At 59.6% G+C, this 19,007-nt stretch carries 17 protein-coding genes and 3 pseudogenes; 8 read left to right on the top strand and 12 right to left on the bottom strand.

Annotation, left to right across the window (positions count from 1 at the left end):
* Positions 1-32 precede the first annotated feature (32 nt).
* Positions 33-2,561: an excinuclease ABC subunit A gene (locus AB7G19_RS39795; protein WP_441268796.1), complete on the top strand. Its 2,529-nt coding sequence runs from the start codon at positions 33-35 to the stop codon at positions 2,559-2,561.
* Here AB7G19_RS39795 and AB7G19_RS39790 read toward each other — a convergent pair.
* The 3 genes from AB7G19_RS39790 to AB7G19_RS39780 all read right to left on the bottom strand — a co-directional run bounded on the left by AB7G19_RS39790 (position 2,558) and on the right by AB7G19_RS39780 (position 4,995).
* A complete protein-coding gene (locus AB7G19_RS39790) occupies positions 2,558-2,701 on the bottom strand; it encodes a hypothetical protein (protein ID WP_441268795.1) in 144 nt (47 codons plus the stop codon). The two genes, AB7G19_RS39795 and AB7G19_RS39790, sit on opposite strands and share 4 nt — an antisense overlap.
* A gap of 770 nt (positions 2,702-3,471) precedes the next feature.
* Positions 3,472-3,711: a hypothetical protein gene (locus AB7G19_RS39785; RefSeq protein ID WP_439034339.1), complete on the bottom strand. Its 240-nt coding sequence runs from the start codon at positions 3,709-3,711 to the stop codon at positions 3,472-3,474.
* A gap of 87 nt (positions 3,712-3,798) precedes the next feature.
* Positions 3,799-4,995, bottom strand: coding sequence for an MFS transporter (locus AB7G19_RS39780; RefSeq protein ID WP_354134910.1), 1,197 nt, complete (start codon positions 4,993-4,995; stop codon positions 3,799-3,801).
* 197 nt (positions 4,996-5,192) lie between these two features.
* Here AB7G19_RS39780 and AB7G19_RS39775 point away from each other — a divergent pair.
* The 5 genes and pseudogenes from AB7G19_RS39775 to AB7G19_RS39755 form a co-directional block, all read left to right on the top strand.
* Positions 5,193-5,308 (top strand): annotated as a pseudogene (locus AB7G19_RS39775) (MBL fold metallo-hydrolase); the annotation flags it as partial.
* 517 nt (positions 5,309-5,825) lie between these two features.
* Entirely contained in the window at positions 5,826-6,107 is a 282-nt protein-coding gene (locus AB7G19_RS39770; protein ID WP_439037695.1) for a hypothetical protein, read from the top strand.
* 37 nt (positions 6,108-6,144) lie between these two features.
* Complete coding sequence (locus AB7G19_RS39765) at positions 6,145-6,378, top strand: hypothetical protein (protein WP_354134911.1); 234 nt, start codon at positions 6,145-6,147, stop codon at positions 6,376-6,378.
* A gap of 91 nt (positions 6,379-6,469) precedes the next feature.
* Positions 6,470-7,395, top strand: a pseudogene (ku, locus tag AB7G19_RS39760) (non-homologous end joining protein Ku).
* A 75-nt stretch (positions 7,396-7,470) separates the two neighbouring features.
* Positions 7,471-7,689 (top strand): hypothetical protein, encoded by a 219-nt coding sequence (locus AB7G19_RS39755; RefSeq protein WP_439035728.1) that lies wholly within the window; start codon positions 7,471-7,473, stop codon positions 7,687-7,689.
* Positions 7,690-8,609: 920 nt separating this feature from the next.
* On the opposite strand, the gene AB7G19_RS39750 is transcribed toward AB7G19_RS39755, so the two are convergent.
* The 8 genes and pseudogenes from AB7G19_RS39750 to AB7G19_RS39715 form a co-directional block, all read right to left on the bottom strand.
* The gene (locus tag AB7G19_RS39750; RefSeq protein WP_439037696.1) at positions 8,610-8,987 is read right to left on the bottom strand and encodes an ester cyclase; all 378 of its coding nucleotides are present in this window, start codon (positions 8,985-8,987) and stop codon (positions 8,610-8,612) included.
* A 613-nt stretch (positions 8,988-9,600) separates the two neighbouring features.
* A complete protein-coding gene (locus tag AB7G19_RS39745) occupies positions 9,601-11,034 on the bottom strand; it encodes an HWE histidine kinase domain-containing protein (RefSeq protein ID WP_439037697.1) in 1,434 nt (477 codons plus the stop codon).
* Between the two features lie 450 nt (positions 11,035-11,484).
* Positions 11,485-14,598: a GAF domain-containing protein gene (locus tag AB7G19_RS39740; RefSeq protein WP_439037698.1), complete on the bottom strand. Its 3,114-nt coding sequence runs from the start codon at positions 14,596-14,598 to the stop codon at positions 11,485-11,487.
* A 767-nt stretch (positions 14,599-15,365) separates the two neighbouring features.
* The gene (locus AB7G19_RS39735; RefSeq protein ID WP_354134887.1) at positions 15,366-15,587 is read right to left on the bottom strand and encodes a hypothetical protein; all 222 of its coding nucleotides are present in this window, start codon (positions 15,585-15,587) and stop codon (positions 15,366-15,368) included.
* Between the two features lie 15 nt (positions 15,588-15,602).
* Positions 15,603-15,920: a hypothetical protein gene (locus AB7G19_RS39730; RefSeq protein WP_439037699.1), complete on the bottom strand. Its 318-nt coding sequence runs from the start codon at positions 15,918-15,920 to the stop codon at positions 15,603-15,605.
* Between the two features lie 70 nt (positions 15,921-15,990).
* Complete coding sequence (gene hspD, locus AB7G19_RS39725) at positions 15,991-16,449, bottom strand: small heat shock protein HspD (RefSeq protein WP_166096484.1); 459 nt, start codon at positions 16,447-16,449, stop codon at positions 15,991-15,993.
* 177 nt (positions 16,450-16,626) lie between these two features.
* A pseudogene (locus AB7G19_RS39720) lies at positions 16,627-16,737 on the bottom strand (DNA ligase); the annotation flags it as partial.
* 311 nt (positions 16,738-17,048) lie between these two features.
* Positions 17,049-17,318: a hypothetical protein gene (locus tag AB7G19_RS39715; protein ID WP_354134885.1), complete on the bottom strand. Its 270-nt coding sequence runs from the start codon at positions 17,316-17,318 to the stop codon at positions 17,049-17,051.
* Positions 17,319-17,344: 26 nt separating this feature from the next.
* On the opposite strand from AB7G19_RS39715, the gene AB7G19_RS39710 reads away from it, so the two are divergent.
* Both AB7G19_RS39710 and AB7G19_RS39705 read left to right on the top strand, forming a co-directional pair.
* A complete protein-coding gene (locus AB7G19_RS39710) occupies positions 17,345-17,470 on the top strand; it encodes a hypothetical protein (protein WP_439037700.1) in 126 nt (41 codons plus the stop codon).
* Between the two features lie 511 nt (positions 17,471-17,981).
* The gene (locus AB7G19_RS39705) at positions 17,982-18,242 is read left to right on the top strand and encodes a hypothetical protein (RefSeq protein ID WP_354134883.1); all 261 of its coding nucleotides are present in this window, start codon (positions 17,982-17,984) and stop codon (positions 18,240-18,242) included.
* Between the two features lie 192 nt (positions 18,243-18,434).
* Here the strand turns inward: AB7G19_RS39705 and AB7G19_RS39700 are convergent, their stop codons facing one another.
* Complete coding sequence (locus tag AB7G19_RS39700) at positions 18,435-18,824, bottom strand: hypothetical protein (RefSeq protein ID WP_354134882.1); 390 nt, start codon at positions 18,822-18,824, stop codon at positions 18,435-18,437.
* Positions 18,825-19,007: the final 183 nt, after the last annotated feature.

Genomic DNA, 19,007 nt, shown 5'->3' with positions numbered 1-19,007 from the left:
CAGCGTTTCCGCGAGTGGCGAGGAACCGTACGATGGACAAGTCGCTGATCGGCGATAAGGGCGAGCAGAATATCCATACAGACGACGGTTTCGTCCGCGTCCGCGGAGCCCGCGAGCACAATCTGAAGGACGTTTCGCTCGAGATACCCCGAAATGCGCTCGTGGTGTTCACGGGCGTATCCGGATCCGGGAAGTCGTCGCTCGCCTTCGGGACCTTGTACGCAGAGGCCCAGCTGCGTTACTTGGAATCGGTCTCACCGTACGCCCGCCGCCTTTTCCACCAAATGGCAGTGCCCGAAGTAGACTCGATCGAGGGGCTTCCCCCCGCAGTCGCCTTGCAGCAACAGCGAGGCTCGCCGACGACAAGGTCATCAGTCGGCAGCGTGACGACCCTGTCCAATCTGCTGCGGATGCTGTACTCGCGCGCCGGCGACTATCCGCAGCATCAACCGTTGCTATATGCGGAGTCGTTCTCGCCCAACACGCCCGAGGGCGCTTGTCTCAATTGCCATGGCATTGGCCGCGTCCATGCTGTCGACGAACGCCAGCTCGTTCCCGACGATACGCTGACCATCCGAGAGCGGGCCATAGCCGCGTGGCCAAGCGCGTGGCAAGGCCAGAACCTGCGCGATATTCTCGTTACCCTCGGCTACGATGTTGACAGGCCGTGGCGCGAATTGCCGAAGAAAGATCGGGACTGGATCCTGTTTACTGACGAGCAGCCGACGGTGCCGGTCTACGCCGGTTACACGCCTGCTGAGACGAGGCGGGCGCTGAAGCGGAAGGAGGAGCCGAGCTATCAAGGTACTTTTACCGGCGCGCGCAAATACGTGCTGCAGACGTTCGCCACGACGCAGAGCGCTATGATGAAACGCCGGGTGGCGCAATTTCTGTCGAGCTCAAATTGCCCAGTCTGCAAGGGGAAGCGGCTTAAACCCGAACCGCTGTCCGTCACTTTCGCCGGAATGGACATTGCCGAGGTTTCGCGACTGCCGTTGAACCAGCTCCGCTTGTTGCTGGGCGGGCATCTCGACAAGAAAAGGAATCAATTCGTCGGCCATCCTGGGAAGGCTCTCGTGGTGCAACGGATAACGGAGGACATGTCGGCACGCCTTGAAGTGCTACTTGATCTCGGTCTTGGCTATTTGACGCCCGAACGCAGCACGCCGACGCTGTCGCCAGGCGAGCTACAGCGGCTTCGATTGGCGACGCAGGTCCGCTCTAATCTGTTCGGAGTGGTCTATGTCCTGGATGAGCCCTCTGCGGGACTGCATCCGGCGGACACGGAAGCCTTGTTGCGCGCTCTCGACCGCCTGAAGTCGGCCGGCAACTCGCTCTTCGTCGTCGAACACGAGCTCGACGTGGTGCGGCACGCCGATTGGATCGTCGACGTCGGCCCCGACGCAGGCGCGCAGGGAGGGCGTATTATGTACAGCGGTCCCCTGGCAGGACTGAAAGACGTGGAAGCGTCTCGGACGCGACCTTACCTCTGTGGCCAGCACGAGAGGGTGGCAAGGGCTCCACGAGACCCCCGCGGATGGCTCAAGCTTCGCGGTGTCACGCGCAACAATCTCAATCGGCTAGACACGGAAATTCCGCTCGGCGTGTTTACGAGCGTCACGGGGATTTCGGGATCCGGCAAGTCGAGCCTCATTAGTCAGTTTCTTGTCGATGCCGTGGGCGACGAACTGGGCCAGCGCAAAGAGGCGGGCGACGAGGACGACAAGCTAGAGACTCCGGTCGAAACCTTAGGTGGCGAGATTGCGGAAGGCCTCGATGACATCAAGCGATTGGTAGTCGTGGACCAGAAGCCGATCGGCCGTACGCCGAGATCGAATCTCGCGACTTACACCGGCCTGCTGGATCATGTTCGCAAGATATTCGCCTCAACCAAACAGTCGCGTGCAAGGCGCTATGACGCGGGCAGGTTCTCCTTCAATGTAGCGAAAGGCCGTTGCGAGACGTGCCAAGGGGAAGGCTTCGTCTGTGTCGAGCTTCTCTTCCTGCCGAGCGTTTACGCTCCCTGTCCGACTTGCAAAGGCGCGCGGTACAACGCCAAAACGTTGGAGGTCAAGATCCGGAACAAATCAATCGCTGACGTGCTGGCGTTGACTGTGGACGAAGCGTTCGAGTTCTTCAGTAGTGAGGATTTTCTACGTCGTTGTCTGGGCGTGCTTCGCGACGTCGGGCTCGGGTATGTCCGGCTCGGCCAGTCGGCGACCGAACTGTCAGGAGGTGAGGCGCAGCGGGTCAAGCTCGCCACCGAGCTGCAACGGGCGCAACGTGGTCAGACACTCTACGTTTTGGATGAACCGACGACTGGACTTCATCCGTCGGACGTCACCAAATTGATGAGGCAACTGCACGGCCTCGTTGAGGCCGGCAATACGGTCATCGTGGTCGAGCACGACATGACGGTGGCTGCCGCCAGCGACTGGATCATCGATATCGGGCCCGGTGCCGGCGACGAAGGGGGTCGGATAGTAGCCTCAGGCACGCCGTCGCAGGTCGCGAAGAAATCGCGGAGCCGGACAGCGAATTATCTCGCAGCCGTCCTCTAAGATTCTGAATCTGCCGCCTTCAACGCCGCCAGGCGCATGTGTAGAAAGGCCAGAACCATGATGGGCGTCAGTTGCGCGTACTGCTTCTTGAATTTTTGAGCTATTTTCGCTTCGATCATATCGACGAATTCGCCGGACATGTAGGCAGTCAAGACCTCTGTGTACGTAGCTCCTGCGGCAGATGGCAGGCGTGTTGCCGAGTTGCTTCGCCACTGTCTCGATCGCGGCGACAACATTGCGCTTCGGCTCTGGCTAGCTAGCGATCATGGCCCGCCGGTTCACGCTGGCGGGCCCACACCTGGTGAGCCCATCGGGGCGATGCTTCGGAGTCAAATCGTGAGCGGGGTTGGCCGATCGACTCTTACCAAATCACAGCGCAACGCATTGGAGGCGGCGGCACGTGGGGAGGTTGTGCACGACGCCGCTAGTTCACTTTCGTATCGAACGGGCGCAGCTCTAGGTCTCTGTGGTTCTTATGGCGCACGAGATTGATTGCACCCGGCCGCAAGATTGACGGCACAAGCGTCCTGATGGAGCCAACGGAATTGGGAAGAATCGAGCTTTCGCCAATGTGTGCACCGCCGAAAACCGCCTCCGGGCGGGATAACCCAATCCGGCGCGCGCCCGGTACATGAGTCGTACGTTGAACGCGGTTATTCGATCTGATCGGTGAAACGGCGCCAAAATAAAGAAGCCCTCAATTGGCAGCCTCTTCGTATGCGCCGGTTCAGCGGGCGGGCTTCTCATTGGCCTTAAAATTGAACGCCGCCAGGCTCAAAATACATTGTCCTGGCGGCGCTTATTTCGATGGTCTCAAATCCCAGTCCGCCAGTTTAGCGGGCCGAATATGAAGGGCGCCTGAACCAACTCACGTATCGCTGGGGAACAGTGGCATTTCGCGCCCTCGCGCTCATTGGCGATCCTGGAGAGCCGTCAGGATGAGATATCGCCACGAATGCGCGGCCTGATTGCTGGCTTGTACGAAGACTGGATATCTCTCGATGAACGGGTCGAGAGCCTTTCCGGCGAGATTGACCAGATCGGTGAGAAGGAAACTGACTGCCGTCGCCTCAAGAGCATTCCGGGCGTCGGCCCTCTGATCTCGACCGCCGTGGTCGCCGCCATTGGTACCGGCGAGACTTCGGCGCATGGCTGGTCTTCTGCCAAAGGTGCCGCAGCTTGGTGTGCCGGGATCGCAAAAGCAATTCGCGCCGTAATCTTCGGCCGGCCGCGTGCCTCAATACTTCTTCACTGCGGCACCGAACGCCAGCCACAGCCCGATCGATGCGAGCCCGAAGCCGCCCAGCAGCAAGAAGGTCGGGCCGTAGCCGATCCACTGCGCGATCCAGCCGCCAAGCGCGGGGCTCAGGCTTGCGCCGACGCCCTGCACGGTGATGACGGCGCCCTGGCCGAGATTGATGCGGCCGGTGCCGTCAAGCGAGCGCGCCACCATGCCAGGCACGGCGACGGTCTGCAGCCCGGTGCCGATGCCGTCCAGCACCTGCGTCGGAATCACCCCCCACCATCCCGTTACGAAGAAGGCGAGCACGCCGCGGATCGGCAGAAACATGAAGGAGATGAGGATCACCGGCCAGTAGTTGCGCTTTCCCGCGACCTGCATGGCGATCAGCGAGGTCACCACCATAACCCCCTGGGCGATCACCACGGTGGTCGCAACAAAGCTCGGTCCGTTGGCCTGGCCTTCGGCGACCGCTGCAAGTCCATAGAGCGGCACGATCGCTGCATTGCCGAGATGGAAGATGGCAAGCGCAAACGCCAGCACCAGTAGCGGCGTGTGCTTGAGGAGGACGGACATGCCATCCGGCGGGTTCTTGCTCTCGTCTTCCTTGCTGCCGCGGGCCTGGCGATCGTCGATGGAGTTGTCCGGGATCATCAGCACGCAGGCTATCGCGATGGCGCCGAATACCGCCGCAAGCACGAACACGGCGACGTAGCCGAACTTGTAGCCGAGATAGCCCGACAGCGCCGCGCCCACCATGTTGCCGGCGTGGTTGAAGGCCTGGTTGCGGCCGTTCAACGCATTGAAGCCCTTTTGCCTGGCGATGCCGAGCGTGATGCCTGTGACCGCCGGCACGATCGCAGCGCTCGCGAGCGATTGCGCTACTTGCGACAACGTGACCGCCCAGAAATGTTGCGAGATCAGGATGATCGCGGACGCAAGCACCACGCAGATGCCGGGAATGACGACCCACAGGCGCTTGTTGCGGCTCGAATCGATGAAGCCGCCGATCGGCGTTGTGACCAGCATGCCGGCGACATTGCCGATCGTCAGCGCGGTGCCGATCAGTCCGGTCGCCCAGCCGCGCTCCTGGAGGAACACGCCGACGAACGGTCCGATGCCCGACTGCATGTCGGCCATGAAGAAGTTGACTGCGTAGAGGGGCCAGAGGCGGGGAGGGGAGCGCGATGCCATCGAGACGCTGAACGACTTCCGACAGAATGTGGTCCCGTACACGCAGGGCTGACAAGACGCGATGACATGGCCAGCCAATTGGCGCGGGGGCGGACCAGAGGATAATAAGGGCCAATCGCGGTGGTTCCTCCGCCCCTGCGATGGGATGGTTACGGCGTCATCTCGTGGGTGCCCCTTGCTTCTCCTGGATCATGGCCATGCCTCTCTGGACCCGCGAAACCTGCGGCGCCCGATTTCAGACAGCGGAAATCCACCTGCCTCGTGCCTGAACTGCGAGGACGAGCGGCAATATGTGAATTGGAAGGGGCAGAGCCGGAGATCGGCCGCTGGGGTAAACGCCAGCGACGTACGCGTCAGAGCGTCGATACCGACCCGCGTCCGCAGCTCAGTTGGTAGCAGCGCCGCTGTGACATGGCGGAGGTCGGCCGTTCAAAACCCGTCGGGACGCACCACCCAATTCGCACTTTTAGCTCAGGGGTAAGCTTTGGGCTACGACGCGTTTCATTGGGGCGGAAGCTTGTCGCGCGCAAAGCGGACATTGGTGCCGATGCCGAGGTCGGTTAAGGGCCCCCATGAGCAAAGGTGGCATGTTCCCAAATCTTCTTTTCTAGGGAACATATGCAGGCTCATTCGGGCAAAGCAGCTACTTGCAAGGCGGCCAGCCCAGCTCGACGCTTTTTCGAACAGCCAATCGCATTGACCGTTCTGTGCAACGATCGACATTGCCCCGTGGAATCCATCTTGCGGCGCAACTACGGAACAACGTTACATCTGTGAGATTCGCGGAACGAAAGGCATCGTCAGTGTTTCTCTGACTTTGGGAGACGCCCATGACATCTCAGGCCGTAGATGGTGCGTGCGCGTTCGCGTGGCGGAACTACTTGCTGCTCCACAGTGGCATCAGCGAGAACGACGACAGGTGTTCCGCCCTCTATCGCTACGTCGCTCATCTTCGTAATACCGGCGAAGATGATTTCGATCGCTTGCAAATAGCGGCAGTCGCCTATTTGAGAAAACTCGACGAATTGCATGACGACCGATGTGCGAGACTCGCGGCAGATCAAGTTTTGGCCGAGTTTTCAGCATCACGCAATGCACAATCTGACACGTAGCTTTAGGCCATAACACTAGAGCTAAGGAGCGAACAGCATGGCAGACAAGACAGCTAACGCAAACCGCTTCGCGCGCGACTCACAACGGAGCATCACCGCAGTGACAACAACCGGCATGAATGCCTTGAAGCCGTTTATGCACTTTCAGGTCTCAATGCTGAGGATGTGGGCCAACAGCATCGAGAGGTTCGCGGGCAACTACGAAAAGGGGTTGGAAGAAACCACGACCACTGTCGAGGGGCAGTCAGACAAGGAGGAACGCGCCGCGTAAATGCGAATTATGGGCGGAGTTCGAGTAGGGTCAAATGTGAAGAACTCAACCTAAGCAAGTCTAGCCGTCCCGAACTGGAGTTCTGCGTACCATGGCCCCGAGAGCCAACTGGAAAGGCTTCTTGCGTCTGTCGCTCGTCACCTGTCCGGTGGCTCTCTACCCGGCGACATCGGAATCCGAAAAGATCTCGTTCAATCAACTCAATCGAGCGACCGGTCACCGGATCAAGTACGTGAAGGTCGACGCCGATACCGGTGACGAGGTCGCGAACGAGCACATCGTCAAGGGCTACGAACTCGACAAAGGACAGTACATCGAGGTCACCAAGGAGGAGCTCGAGTAGCTGGCGCTGGAGTCGACGCGGACCATCGAGATCGACGAGTTCGTCGACACGGCCGACATCGACCCGCGCTATCTGATCCGTCCGTACTACCTGCGTCCCGACGGCAAGGTCGGTCACGACGCCTTCGCGGTGATCAGGGAGACCATCAGGGAGATGGACAAGGTCGCGAGGCCGCGTGGTTCTCACCAACCGCGAGCACATTATCGCGCTCGAGCCGTTGGAGAAGGGTCTCGTCGGTACGCTGCTGCGCTACCCGTACGAAGTGCGATCGGAGCAGGAGTATTTTGACGAGATCCAAGACGTCAAAGTCACCAAGGATATGCTCGATCTCGCAAAGCACATTGTCAACCAGAAGTCCGGCACGTTCGATCCCGAGAAATTCGAGGACCACTACGAAACGGCTCTGATCAAGCTCATCAATCAGAAGCACGCCGGCAAGCCGATCACTCCGAAGGAGCGTCCGCGCGGCGAAAACGTCGTCGATCTGATGGACGCGGCGGAAAAGCGTCGGGGGCGCCGCAGCCGTAGCCAAGGTTCCAAAAAAGTCGGCCAAGAAGGCCAAAGAGACCTCGGCAGTTCAGAAGGAGATGTTGATGCCGATCGCCGGCAAGAAGTCGGCGAAGGAGGCGGCCGCCAAGAAGCCGGGGGCCGGGACGCGGCGGAAGTCCGCGTAGGAACGAGCCGTCGGGAGATCGGTTGCTCCGACGCTATCGTAGGAGGACCGCATGGATATGAAAGAAACCTCGGCAATGACGGAAGCCTCCGGGCTGACGAATGATGACGGCGGCATGGAGCAGGCTTCCTTAGCGAGGTCGAGCCGCCAGGCGGATGCGAGCCGTCGCCCGTCGCATTCGCATGATGCCGCGATGCGCTGGGCCGAACAGTTGCGCGAGATGACTTTGAAGGCGCCGCTGCAATCCCTGTTTGTGGCGTTCCTGCTTGGGATCTGGGTGGCGAGTCGGCGCTAGGCACCCGTGGGACCGGAAACCTTGCGCACCGGACTGTAAATAAGCGCCGAACTTTGACCCCCATCGGCTTGTGATGGTTCAAGGGTTTCGATGGTGTTGGGCGGGGTCAGCCTTGGGCGCCGATCGGGGGGCAAACCATGCGCCGAATAACAGGTCGTTCGCCACTTCAAGGGCGATCTCGCCGGCGGAGGCTTGATCAAGCGGTTTAAGTTGCTTCTCGAGCAGCTTCCTTCGAACAACCAGAACGCGGACGAGATCATGCACATGGCTCGGTTCGATCCGAACGTGGCAGCTCCTGCTGGAGCGGGCTGTAAAGAACCCGAACGTGCCGCAGTACAACATTGACTAGTGTCGTCTTATCGCGGCCGCCAACGCATCCCGTGAAAACTAAGGGGCTTAGGATGCCGTGGATTGAAGCTTACGACCTCAGCGAACAGCAGCGGACGCTGGTGCGCCTAATCGTCAACGACGGGAAGAAGCTTGAAGAAGCGGCCGACCTCGCCGGATATCACCCCAAGTATCGGTTTATAAGACAATGCGACTGCCAGCGGTCGCGGCTGCGATCTCGGAATCGATACAGCTTGACCTTGCAGTCGTAGGTGCCCCGCTTGCTTATCGAGTTGCGAAGTCGCTCCTCCAAGACACAAGCATTAGCGCCCGTGTCCGAGCCGATCTGTCGATCAAAGTTCTAGATCGGGCAGGGCACATTGCTCCTACTCGCAAGGACCCGTCGTCCCAGCAGAAAGCCCTCTCTGAGATGTCGCGGATGAGCTCGCGGCTTTCATCGAGCGCAATCAACCGAATTCGACAAAGTGGAGGGTGAGCTCGCGTCGCGAGCGAAGGACATTTCGTATTTAGGGTGATTGCGCGGCGTGCTCGAGACTCGGCGGTGTGAGCGCTAGCCGCTTGACGCCAACTGTCTACAGTTGCGCCTCCAAGGCCGCCTTATCGATAACCGATCGAACGCGCATTATCTTGTTGTTATCGAATTCATAGAAAACGTTCTCGTGAAAGGAAACTCGCCTGCCGTTTACCGGCAAGCCGAGAAAGACGCCTGCTGGAGAGCAATCGAACCGTAGCCGGCTTCCTAGGTGGGGATACTCACTAATCATCATTTCCACGTTGAAGCGAAGGTCGGGAATTGCCGCGTAATCCTGTTCGAGCATTTTTCGATAACCCGCCAGGCCGAGGGGATTGCTATTGTGGGCGATGTCGCCGGCGACGAACGTGCCCAAGCGCGACCAAGCTTGCTCATTCAGGCAGTCGATATAGTCGCGATAAATCTGCTTTAGGTCCATCACTGAATAACCTTTGGCATCACCACAACGATGTCGCCAGTCATCCTAAGAGGTAGACTCGCCTAACTACCCTTTGGAAGCGGCAATTTGGGTCGCTTGCGGAGCCGCCTGGCCTGACATCTCTGCCTGTTCGAGCTCGTCGGCCTGCGCAGGTATTGCTCGGCAAGGGACCGTAAGGTACGGGATGCCGACATGTCGCTGACGGTGTTGGAGAGCCGCTCCGCCCGAAAAGCTTGCTCCCTCAATCTGTCTGATTGTTTGCTCAAGAATGAGTTCCTACCCAATGAACGCAGAACGCTTCGTGAGCGATTTTCGTTCCTGTCCATAGGCTAACTTTCTGGGCACTTCTCATCCAGCGCACAAATGTTAAGGATCGGGCTCCGTCGTTCTGGGCAGAACAGCGCTTCAGCGAGGACGCAGGGAGAAAGGGAGGCATGCCAAGCTATCAGGTTTATGAGGTCGATGCGGAGGGGCACAAGTGTTGGATGGCGCAGAAGCCCGCGACCGTTGACATCGAGCTCGACGAGTTTTGTGATGGTGCCACATTATAGGTGTTTTACCGACGCGTCTGTCGGCAGAGCCAAGCTTCGCCGTGTAAGTCAGACCAGCAACATCAAACGGCCGTCTGCGGTCGTGTCTCGATCGCCTCAAGCGCGGCGGTGATCGAGCAGACAAGCCCCTCCGGCGCGAAGTCGAGCCGGATTTTCCCGTTCACGTCGCGGCTTGCATGTTCGATCAGGCGGCTGCCGAACCCGCGGCGAGTCGGCGGAGAAACCTGCGGGCCGCCGCTTTCGCGCCAGCTCAGATTGAGCATCTCCTCCTGCACACGCCAGCGAAGCTCGACCCGGCCCGAGGGCCGTGAGAGCGCTCCGTATTTTACGGCGTTGGTGGCAAGCTCGTGCAGCGCCAGCGAGAGTGCCAGAGCCTGGCCGGGGGAAACATCCAGGGAAGGCCCCTCGGTAAGGATCTGATCCGTGGCGAAGGGCGCGACCGCCCCCGCAGCGAGATCGGCGATATCGGCGCCCTTCCAACTGCGGGCAGTGAGCAGATCGTGTGCTCCGGCGAGGACAACGATGCGTGCGTCGATCGTCCTGCGGGCCGCCTGCACATTCGTCGCGTCCCGAAGCGTCTGATTGACGATCGATTGCACGGTGGCAAGGCTGTTTTTGACGCGGTGATTCAGCTCGTTGGTGAGCAGGCGCTGCAACTCCTCGGACTTCTTCAATTCAGTCAGATCGCGGCTCGCGCCGGCGATGGCGACGGGTTGGCGCTCGGCGCCGCGCCCTTCGAACTCCACGAGGCCCCAGGCACTCAGCCAGCGCCAGCTCCCGTCAGTCTGCTTCACCCGGTACTCAACCTCATAGCGTCCGTCGCTTTCGGGATCGATCGCTCTGGCGACGCGGGCCCACATCAGATCCATGTCGTCCGGATGGAACTTGGCTTCAACGCCGGCCGTGTCGTGGAGGAAGCGCGCCTCAGTCAGACCATAGAGCCGCTGGGCGTTCTCATCGTAGACACAGACGTTGTCTGCCATGCTGTAGCGCCACGTGCCCATCTTCGAAGCGACCATCGCGAGATCGAAGGTACGCTGCTGACGCTCTAGTGCCAGCCGCATGTCGTGCTCATGCGTGACGTCCAGGAAGCAATTGATCCCTCCGACGACCTGGCCGCCAGCGTCGCGCATGGGCGCAACATTGACGCGCGCCACCCATCGCCGTCCGTCGGGATTTCGCACCACGGCCTCGGCGCCTTCGAAGCTCTCCCCCGCCAGTACGGCCCGCGCCATCGGCGTTTCGTGGGGCGAAATGAAATCGCCTTGCAGGGTCTCGAGCCAGAACGAGCCACAGAACTTCTGCTCGGGATCGAGCAGCTTCGGAGCGCGTCCCCAAAGCTGGATCGCCCGCTCATTGACCCTCACGATCCTTCCCTCAATATCGCAGGCATATACGCCGATCGGCAGCGCGTCGAGGACGGTCTGGTCGAGTGATAGGAAAGACGCAAAGAGAGCGGGTGTCCGGGCAGGCAGGCTGAAGTTCAGAAGCGACATCGCTCTAGGCTATCAGAAAGTGTAGCGGCAACCAATGCAGCCGCCTGAAGCTTATTTCCGGAGCGATAGGAACCTGTCTGAGCCGGCCGCGTTTCTTCCGGTTTAATCGGACGAGTTCGAGGCGAGGTCCGTCAGTTTCGCAAAGCTTCCAGAGGCGTTGTTCAGCGAACGTCAGGCTTGCCCTCCGAGCGGCATGGAGGAGGCGGGGGCCCCGAAAGGGCTTGGAGTCTGCTCAATCACAGCTGGTCCCGGTAGTGAGCTTTACCGTGCTGCAAGAAGTCGGGTCAAAGGCAGGGGGCGGTCTCTGAGTCGGACCACTTCTGCACGAGCTCTTGCTCCAGACATGTCTCTGGAGTGTGCTATCAAGCCGATGCACCAGAGAGCTTACGCCGAACTGAACAAACAAACGTAGCAGCGCGATTCGCGAAGTCGGACAGACCAGCATTGGACCTAGATCTCATCGAGCAGTCCGCGGACCTTCGCCGCTAGGTCTTCGATATTGAATGGCTTGGAAATCAAGTGTCTGCCGGCATCGAGCATGCCATTGTGGACGATGGCGTTGCGCGTATAGCCGGTCGTGAACAGCACCTTCAACCCGGGCAATCGCTCTAAGACCCGGCTCGCCAATTCGGCGCCTGTCGTGTCGGGCATGACCACGTCCGTAAAGAGCAGATCCGGGACGAGTCCGTCGTCGATCTTTCTGATCGCCTCTTTAGCACCTGCCGCCTCGACGACCGTATAGCCCAGGTCACGCAGGCTTTCCGACGAGATATTGCGAACCCGGTCATCATCTTCCACGACGAGGATGGTCTCTTTGTGCAGGCTCGCGCCGATGTTCGCCTTCGGCTCGGGCGCACCCGATGTCTCCTCGACGCCGAAAAAGCGCGGAAGATAGACTTTGACCGTCGTTCCTACTCCCACTTCGGAATATAACTTTACGTGACCGCCCGACTGCCGCACGAAGCCGTAGACTTGGCTGAGACCTAGGCCGGTGCCCTTGCCCACCGCCTTCGTCGTGAAGAATGGGTCAAATGCTTTACCAAGCACGTTTTCAGGCATTCCAACGCCATTGTCAGTGACGGCAAGCAGGACATATTGACCGGGCGTCAGCGCGTATTCACGCGCATACTTCTGGTCTATAGACGAATTGCTTGTTTCGATCGTCAGCTTGCCGCCCCTCGGCATGGCGTCACGCGCATTCACTGCGAGATTTAGCACGACACTTTCCAGCTGAGCGGGGTCAGCTTTGACTCGCCAAACTCCGGCCGCCAGAACCATCTCGAGACGGACGAGTTCTCCCAGCGATCGGTCGAGCAGCTCGCTCATCCCGCCGACCATCTTGTTGAGGTCCATGACCTCGGGCGCAAGCGGCTGTTGGCGTGAAAACGCCAGTAGGCGCTGAGTCAGTGTGGCTGCCCGATTTGCACCATCTATGGCTCCCTCGATGAAGCGGTCCACGTCGATTTCTCCCTTGCCCAGTCGTCGTTTGGCAAGATTCAGACTGCCGATGATCACGGCCAGCATGTTGTTGAAGTCGTGAGCAATCCCGCCCGTCAATTGACCGACAGCTTCCATCTTCTGAGACTGCCGGAGCTGCTCCTCGGCCTTCATACGTTCCGATATCTCCTCGGCTACGCGTCGCTCCAAATCGGCATTGAGGGACTCCAGTCGCATCAGAAGACGCGCGTTGTCGATCGCAGTGGCGGCGTGGCCGGCGATGCCCAGAAGTGTGGTTTCGTGCTCGATTTGAAACTTCCTTGGCTCAGCGTGACCGAAGAAAAGTCCGCCAAGTACTTCGCCCGAACGTGAAATTACGGGTACCGCCAGATATGACCTGACGGGAAGGTGACCTTCCGGCATTCCTTTTCGCGGAGCATTTTTGCCATAGCGCGGATCTTTCAGGATGTCGTCTGATCGCACCACGCCCGTACCCAAGAACGTCGGCTCGAAGACCGCCGTATTGCGTGGCATAGGGAAGTTTTCGAATGCCGATCGTGGTACGCCAGACAACGAATAAAGCATATAGCTTCCACCGTCCGGTGTAAGGACGTTGTAGAAGAAGGCGCCGAATTGAGCCCCCGAGAGCTCGACGCCGGCATCGGTTACGGTCTGAACTATCTTCTCGAGATCTCGTTCGCGGGCCACGGAAGCCCCGGTGTCGTTCAGTATGCGCAGATGGCGCTCGGATTTCTTCTGCGCACTGATGTCCAGAACGGTGCCGATGAAGCGGACGGCCTTTCCTCCCGAAAAGATCGCCTCGCCGGTCGCCGCGATCCAGCGCTCGGTTCCATCCTCGACACCTATGGTTCGGTATTCGATGTTATAAGGCTTGGGAGACGTCGGCTCGAGTGCTTCAGAGACCGCTTCGTGCGCACGTTGCCTGTCGTCCGGATGCAAGCCCTTCAGGAACGCGCCTTCGTAACTTATTTCCGCCTGAGGCGACAAGCCGAACAATTCTTTGCAACGATCGTCCCATCGCAGAACGTCATTGACCGGATCATAGTCCCAAGTGCCTATGCCGGCAGCCTTGTTGGCGAGGCCGAGTCGCTCTGCCGCTTCCCGGGCTGCCTGCTCCGACCGTACACGTTCGATGTGCGCCCACGAGCGTTCGGTCACCTCTGTAAGCAATGCGAGTTCCCGCTTGCTCCACCGGTGCGCTTGCCGATGATGGATCGCCATCAAAGCTGTTAGCCGTCCTTCCTTCACGAAGGGCATGCAAATGGTAGCGCCGATTCCAATGTTCTGGAACGTAGCCGCTTCTTCGGGCGCAATCTCTTTCAAATTGTCATTGATGACCAGGGGGCGGCCCGCTCCGAGCTCGGTTACGGCCTTTTGACCGAAATCGGCCAGGCTATAGTGCCCAAGAATGTGCATTGCCCCTGGTGCCGCCCAATCTCCCCGAATGGTAAAGCCGTCCTCGTCCGGATCCATATCGGCGTAGGCACAGCTCGATACCATCAGATGTTCGCCAAGCATCCTAGTCGTCACAGCTAAAACGCCGTCTGCGTCTCTGGTTTTGGCGGTTTCCCTGTTGAGGGCATCTAGAAACGTCAGGCGAGCCTCGTTTCCCCTGACAGCGACCTCGGCCCGACGACGTTCCACAGCTGTGCGGGTTCGCTCGGCAACTTCGCGCACCAGTTCGAGTTCTTCTGCGGTCCACTCCCGTGGCTCCGCGTTGTTCAAGTACAGGAGTGCCACAACACCGTCGGACTCGGAGATTGGCATGTTGACCAGGGCGCGAGCCGATATTGCTTCAAGAGCATCGGCACGCTCGCCGATACGAGGGTCCTTCTCCGCATCCGCACAGATGACCGTCTCACCGCGCTTCAGATCCACGATGTAGCTACCGTAGTCGCGGAAGCGAAGAACGCCCGCCAGGCTCGATATGCCCGGCGCATTCCAGTCACGGCTTATGGTGATCGTTTCGGCCGATGTATCGACCGTACCGTAGCCGGCCCTGCTGACCCCCAGGCTGCTTCCGAGAAGTTCAGCCGCGGCATACGCAAGAGCATCGGGATCGTCGATCCGACGGATGAAATCGCTCAGGGTGTCAAGGACGGACATGCGGTCGACCGATGGCGTAGCCCGTAACGTCATCGATCCCCCTTTGTCTCTTTGAGCATATTGATTTCTTAATATTTCAGGGGCGTGCCCTGAGCCAGGCGATCCGCAGACGAATTGCATAACGGCGGGCAGCAAGCCCAGGTTCCCCTTCCGGATATGCCTACAAAAAGCAGCTGCTAACCGTGGTTCGGACGGCCGAGGGCGTGAGGCCGAGGGGTTTCCCGAAATCCTGCCAAAGGACCAATTCGCACTGAGCTGGATCATCCGCGGAATGCGCCCTGAGGACTCAGAACAAAGTACCGATGAGGAGTGCCGCGCGACATGAAGCCCATTGCGGCAATCGCGATAACGGAGGGATATCCCTGGATGCTGGGCCGGACTTGCCGACCACGTCTGATGCCCCGTGAATTCAACACGTCGTCATCGTTGCCGTGACGACGCTAAGGGGCCAATTACGGAAACGGAGTCCGTCAGGGAGTGGCGCCTACCCGGCCGCCCCGGGCCGGCCAGAGGATATTGTTGCAGGCCCGCCGCTTTCGGCCATTGCCGGGGAGGAGCCGTAAGCTCATCTTATGGCGCCCACGGCCCCGGATCGATTAATCGGGCTCCGCTTGCGAGCAATAGAAACATCGCCTGATAGCCGCGATATCTCGCGGCCATTCGCGTTCTTTCACGGCCCTTATCCAGGACAGTGCCAGAGTGGTCGCAAACTCGCCATTCCCAACCACGACGATTGCGATCGATCAACATAATCTCCAGCATTGAAGCTAAGCCACCCTGGATGCTGCACCGGGGGTTGGACCGTCGAGATCCAAGGAAAATGGGAAAGTCGTCGTCGATAGCGCATCAATAGCGATTTGCTCCTCCGAGAGTCGCTTCATCAAGAACTCGCGCTCAAGATCTGAGAGCCGAGTGCTCAGCAGGCGGCGGTAGCGGTGGACATTGTTGCGATGGACGCGAAGCCGCGCCAGTTTTTCGTCCGTTGTCATCTGAGGCTCCGAACTTCACGCGGCCGCACGTTCGGTCGAACGGAGACGGGAAGGTTTTCCACCGGGTGGCGTTCGGGGACCTCCGTCCAGGGCGCGCAACGCGTCCAAGATCTCGTCGATCGATACCGGCTTCTTGAGGCCGGCAGGTGCGCGCATCGACGGGCAAGAGGCGATCGCGGACGCGTCGGACGCCCATGATGCCAAGATTGCGCGCTTCTCGGCCAGCGTCAGGGCAGGGTGATCCAGAACGTCTTTGGGTGTCTCAAAGACCGTGCCGGGATGAAGCAGCGCGTCGAAGTCGAAAACGTTGTCGTCAGCGGTCGTCGGCCGCATGGTCCTCTCCTTTTCATTGACGAATGGATGGGAGCCGCACGACTTGCAGCGCGGCTCCATGGCGCCTCTACTAGGCGGCGGCTTTGGCTTCCAGCTTCCGCACGCTGCCGGTCGAGGCATCGCCGATCGCAATCCGGCGCGGCTTCATGGCTTCCGGAATCTCGCGGACGAGTTCGATGGTCAGCAAGCCGTTGTCGAATGCGGCGCTTTTCACCTGGACATATTCGGCGAGGCTGAATTGGCGCTTGAAGGCGCGGTGCGAGATACCGCGATAGAGGAAATCACGTTCGGTCTTGTCGGATTTGCTGCCTTCAACCGTCACCACGTTCTGCTCGGCGGTGATGACGATATCGTCGGGCGAGAAACCCGCCACCGCCAGCGAGATCTGATAGCGATCCTCCGCCAGCCGTTCGATGTTGTAGGGCGGGTAATTGTCCTCGCTGGCCCGCTGAGCGGTTTCTGCGAGGTCGAAGAGGCGGTCGAAACCAATGGTCGAGCGCCAGAGGGGGGCAAAATCGTAGGTGCGCATAGCCAAATCCTCCTAAGAGCAAGATGTCTACGAGCGGCACCGGACACGGTGCCCGTCTCTTGGCCCGGGCCCATGAGGCGCCCGGACACCATCGTCAGATGGCGACAAAAAAATTAGCAAAGCCGGTTTTGGTTTCAAGAGGGGGCTGAAAAAATTTTGCCCCCGATCGCCGCGCCGTTACAGGTCCTCGCGCAACCCCTTGAAGAACGGGTGCCGCACCTTCCCCTCGGCCGACTTCGCTCGGTATTCGATCTCAGCAAGTAGCTTCGGTTCACCGACATACACGCCGGGGATGGACGGTTACGAACTCGCCGAGCGAGCGACGCGTCTTCGCTCGGGGCTAAAGGTATTGCAGCTGTCGGGCTGAGAGCGACGCCGGGAGGGCTTTCCGTTGATCCGAAAACAGTTCTCTGAAGATGAACTGGCGCGCGTCATGCAGCAGACCACGGGCGTCTGCTAGAAGCTTTCGGTCGTCGAACTTACCCCGCCCGCCAGGTCCTCGCGCCGGGCACTGGGCAGCGGCGTCGGCAAGCTCGCATGAGCAAAGCGGGTTGGCCGAAAACCCGCTTCCCAGCACGACCAACGCAACCGGCAGGTGCCTATGTGTCCTTCTCGGTATTCGTGACATAATTGCAGACCGCGTCGGATTCGAGCAGGGTCATCAGCGCGCGACGTGTCAAGGAGTGCGAGGGGTCTTTTGGGATATTTCGCGTGCTCCACTTTTGAAATGCGATCAATACACCGGTATCGGGATTTACAATCTCCCTCCCGGGGCTGGAAGCCGCCGCCTGCGCTTCGTTTAAGCGGGCGGCGTTTTTCTTTTGTAAAGCCGCGCCAACTGGCGGCCCATCTTGGCCGGGTACGAGCATAGTATCCCCCACTGCAAGGGGCTCGCATGTTCGACTTCGATCTATTTTCGAAACGCGAATGGGCGACGATGGTTATCGCTTTCGTGGCTGTAACCGCTCTCGCCCTCTACGGGTTTTTCAAGGTTCTCGACTATCTGGCGCCGCACCTGTAAGGACCGCCTCAGTTGGTGGCCCGCTTATTGATCATTCTTCAGCTTGCGCCGGCCCCATGCGGCTCTTTGCCCTTGAGGTTCAACCTTGAAATCAAAATCAATCATCGTGACAGACAAACCGCCTTCCAACCTTGCTCGGCAGCGTTAACTACCCAGTGATAGGCCGCGAGGCTTATCTCAACGTACGTAAGGAAAAACGAAAGCTGAAGGTCTATCAAGCTCGAAGATGGCGTAGGACGCGTCCTGCGGTCGGATAACTTGATGATCTGGGCTGACATGTGAATTCCTACTACTGGTCTCGGTGATCCCGGCGAATTGCAACATAGCAATAATAGCTTGGTTCCCGGTACCTACGGCCTCGTCAACGATGCGACGCGTCAGTTTGCCGAGAGTATCGGCCTAATCGCGCGCGCCGGACAGTAGGCGACGTAGGAGCCGGTGTGCGAGCTATTCCCTTTGAAGTGGAAAACCGCTAAGAATAACGCTGCAGTTGACGACATCTGGAGGGCCTATGACCGTGGCGACATCAGCATCGACCGAGCCCGAACAGCAGTCTTCGACCTTGCTGGCGGAATTGGAACGCCTGAGTGGGCAAGACGTGGCATTGGCGCGACTGCTCCATCACAGGGATCGACATATCGGTAAGCTGGCCGAAGGCTTCATTGCCATCAACTGGCGGGGGCAGGTGCCTGAAGTGATCGAGCCTGAGGAGCAGCACATCATCGATCTGCTGTGCGAGTACGACGCGGCACTCGCGCATGAGGCGCAATAACTGCGAGGGTGCAATCTGCGCCGACGGCGCGTGTTGCTTGTACGACCTTGGCCGTCCGGTCCATATAGCGTCGTGGTCCCTTGGGTGTCGGTGATCGCGCGGCCAGCGTTGCGCCCCGCGGTATCGTAGAACTGGCGCTGCTGAGCCATCGCATCACCGGAGGCGATCAGAACCAGCAGCGCGATCAGCGCCTCATTTGGACCTCCCGAACGTCTTGTCGGACTTCAGCAGGAACAGACCCTCGTTGCGGTCATCATCGTAGAACCCGATCCAGTAGTATTCCCGGTGGTTAGGCGGTCTCTCGCCGCGGCAGACGAACATCGCGCGATACTCGACATCGGCCCGCGTCGTCGGCCATTGCGGCCTCAGCCCGACAAGTCTGCACCCAGCGTCGTTTCCAGCCTCGTAATGAAACCCGCGCGGGGTGATCTGGATGCCTTCCTCATCCTTCCCGCAGTGCTTCATCATGTGCCGCTCGCCGCACCATCGGCCGTGGAACATCGAAGGCATCTCGGCGGCGTCGGCGGCGTTAGCGGCGAGCAGCAGCAGGCTGCCCAACAGGATGGTCCTCGTCAGTTCCATCACCAATCCTGTTGTTGTTGAAGCAGCCATAGACCCACTTGCTATGATCTCTCGGGAAATAGGTCCATGAGCCGTCTGGATTTTCGGCGACGACACGCACGCGACCATTGAAGTCGGTGAACTGGATTGTCGCGATGTGATCGCGGTCGACCATTTCATAGGCCACGACCGGAAAATTGAAGC

The sequence above is a fragment of the Bradyrhizobium sp. 215_C5_N1_1 genome (assembly GCF_052075935.1).
Lineage (GTDB): Bacteria > Pseudomonadota > Alphaproteobacteria > Rhizobiales > Xanthobacteraceae > Bradyrhizobium > Bradyrhizobium barranii.
Note: the sequence above shows the minus strand (reverse complement) of the source record. Positions and strands in the feature narration are given on the sequence as shown.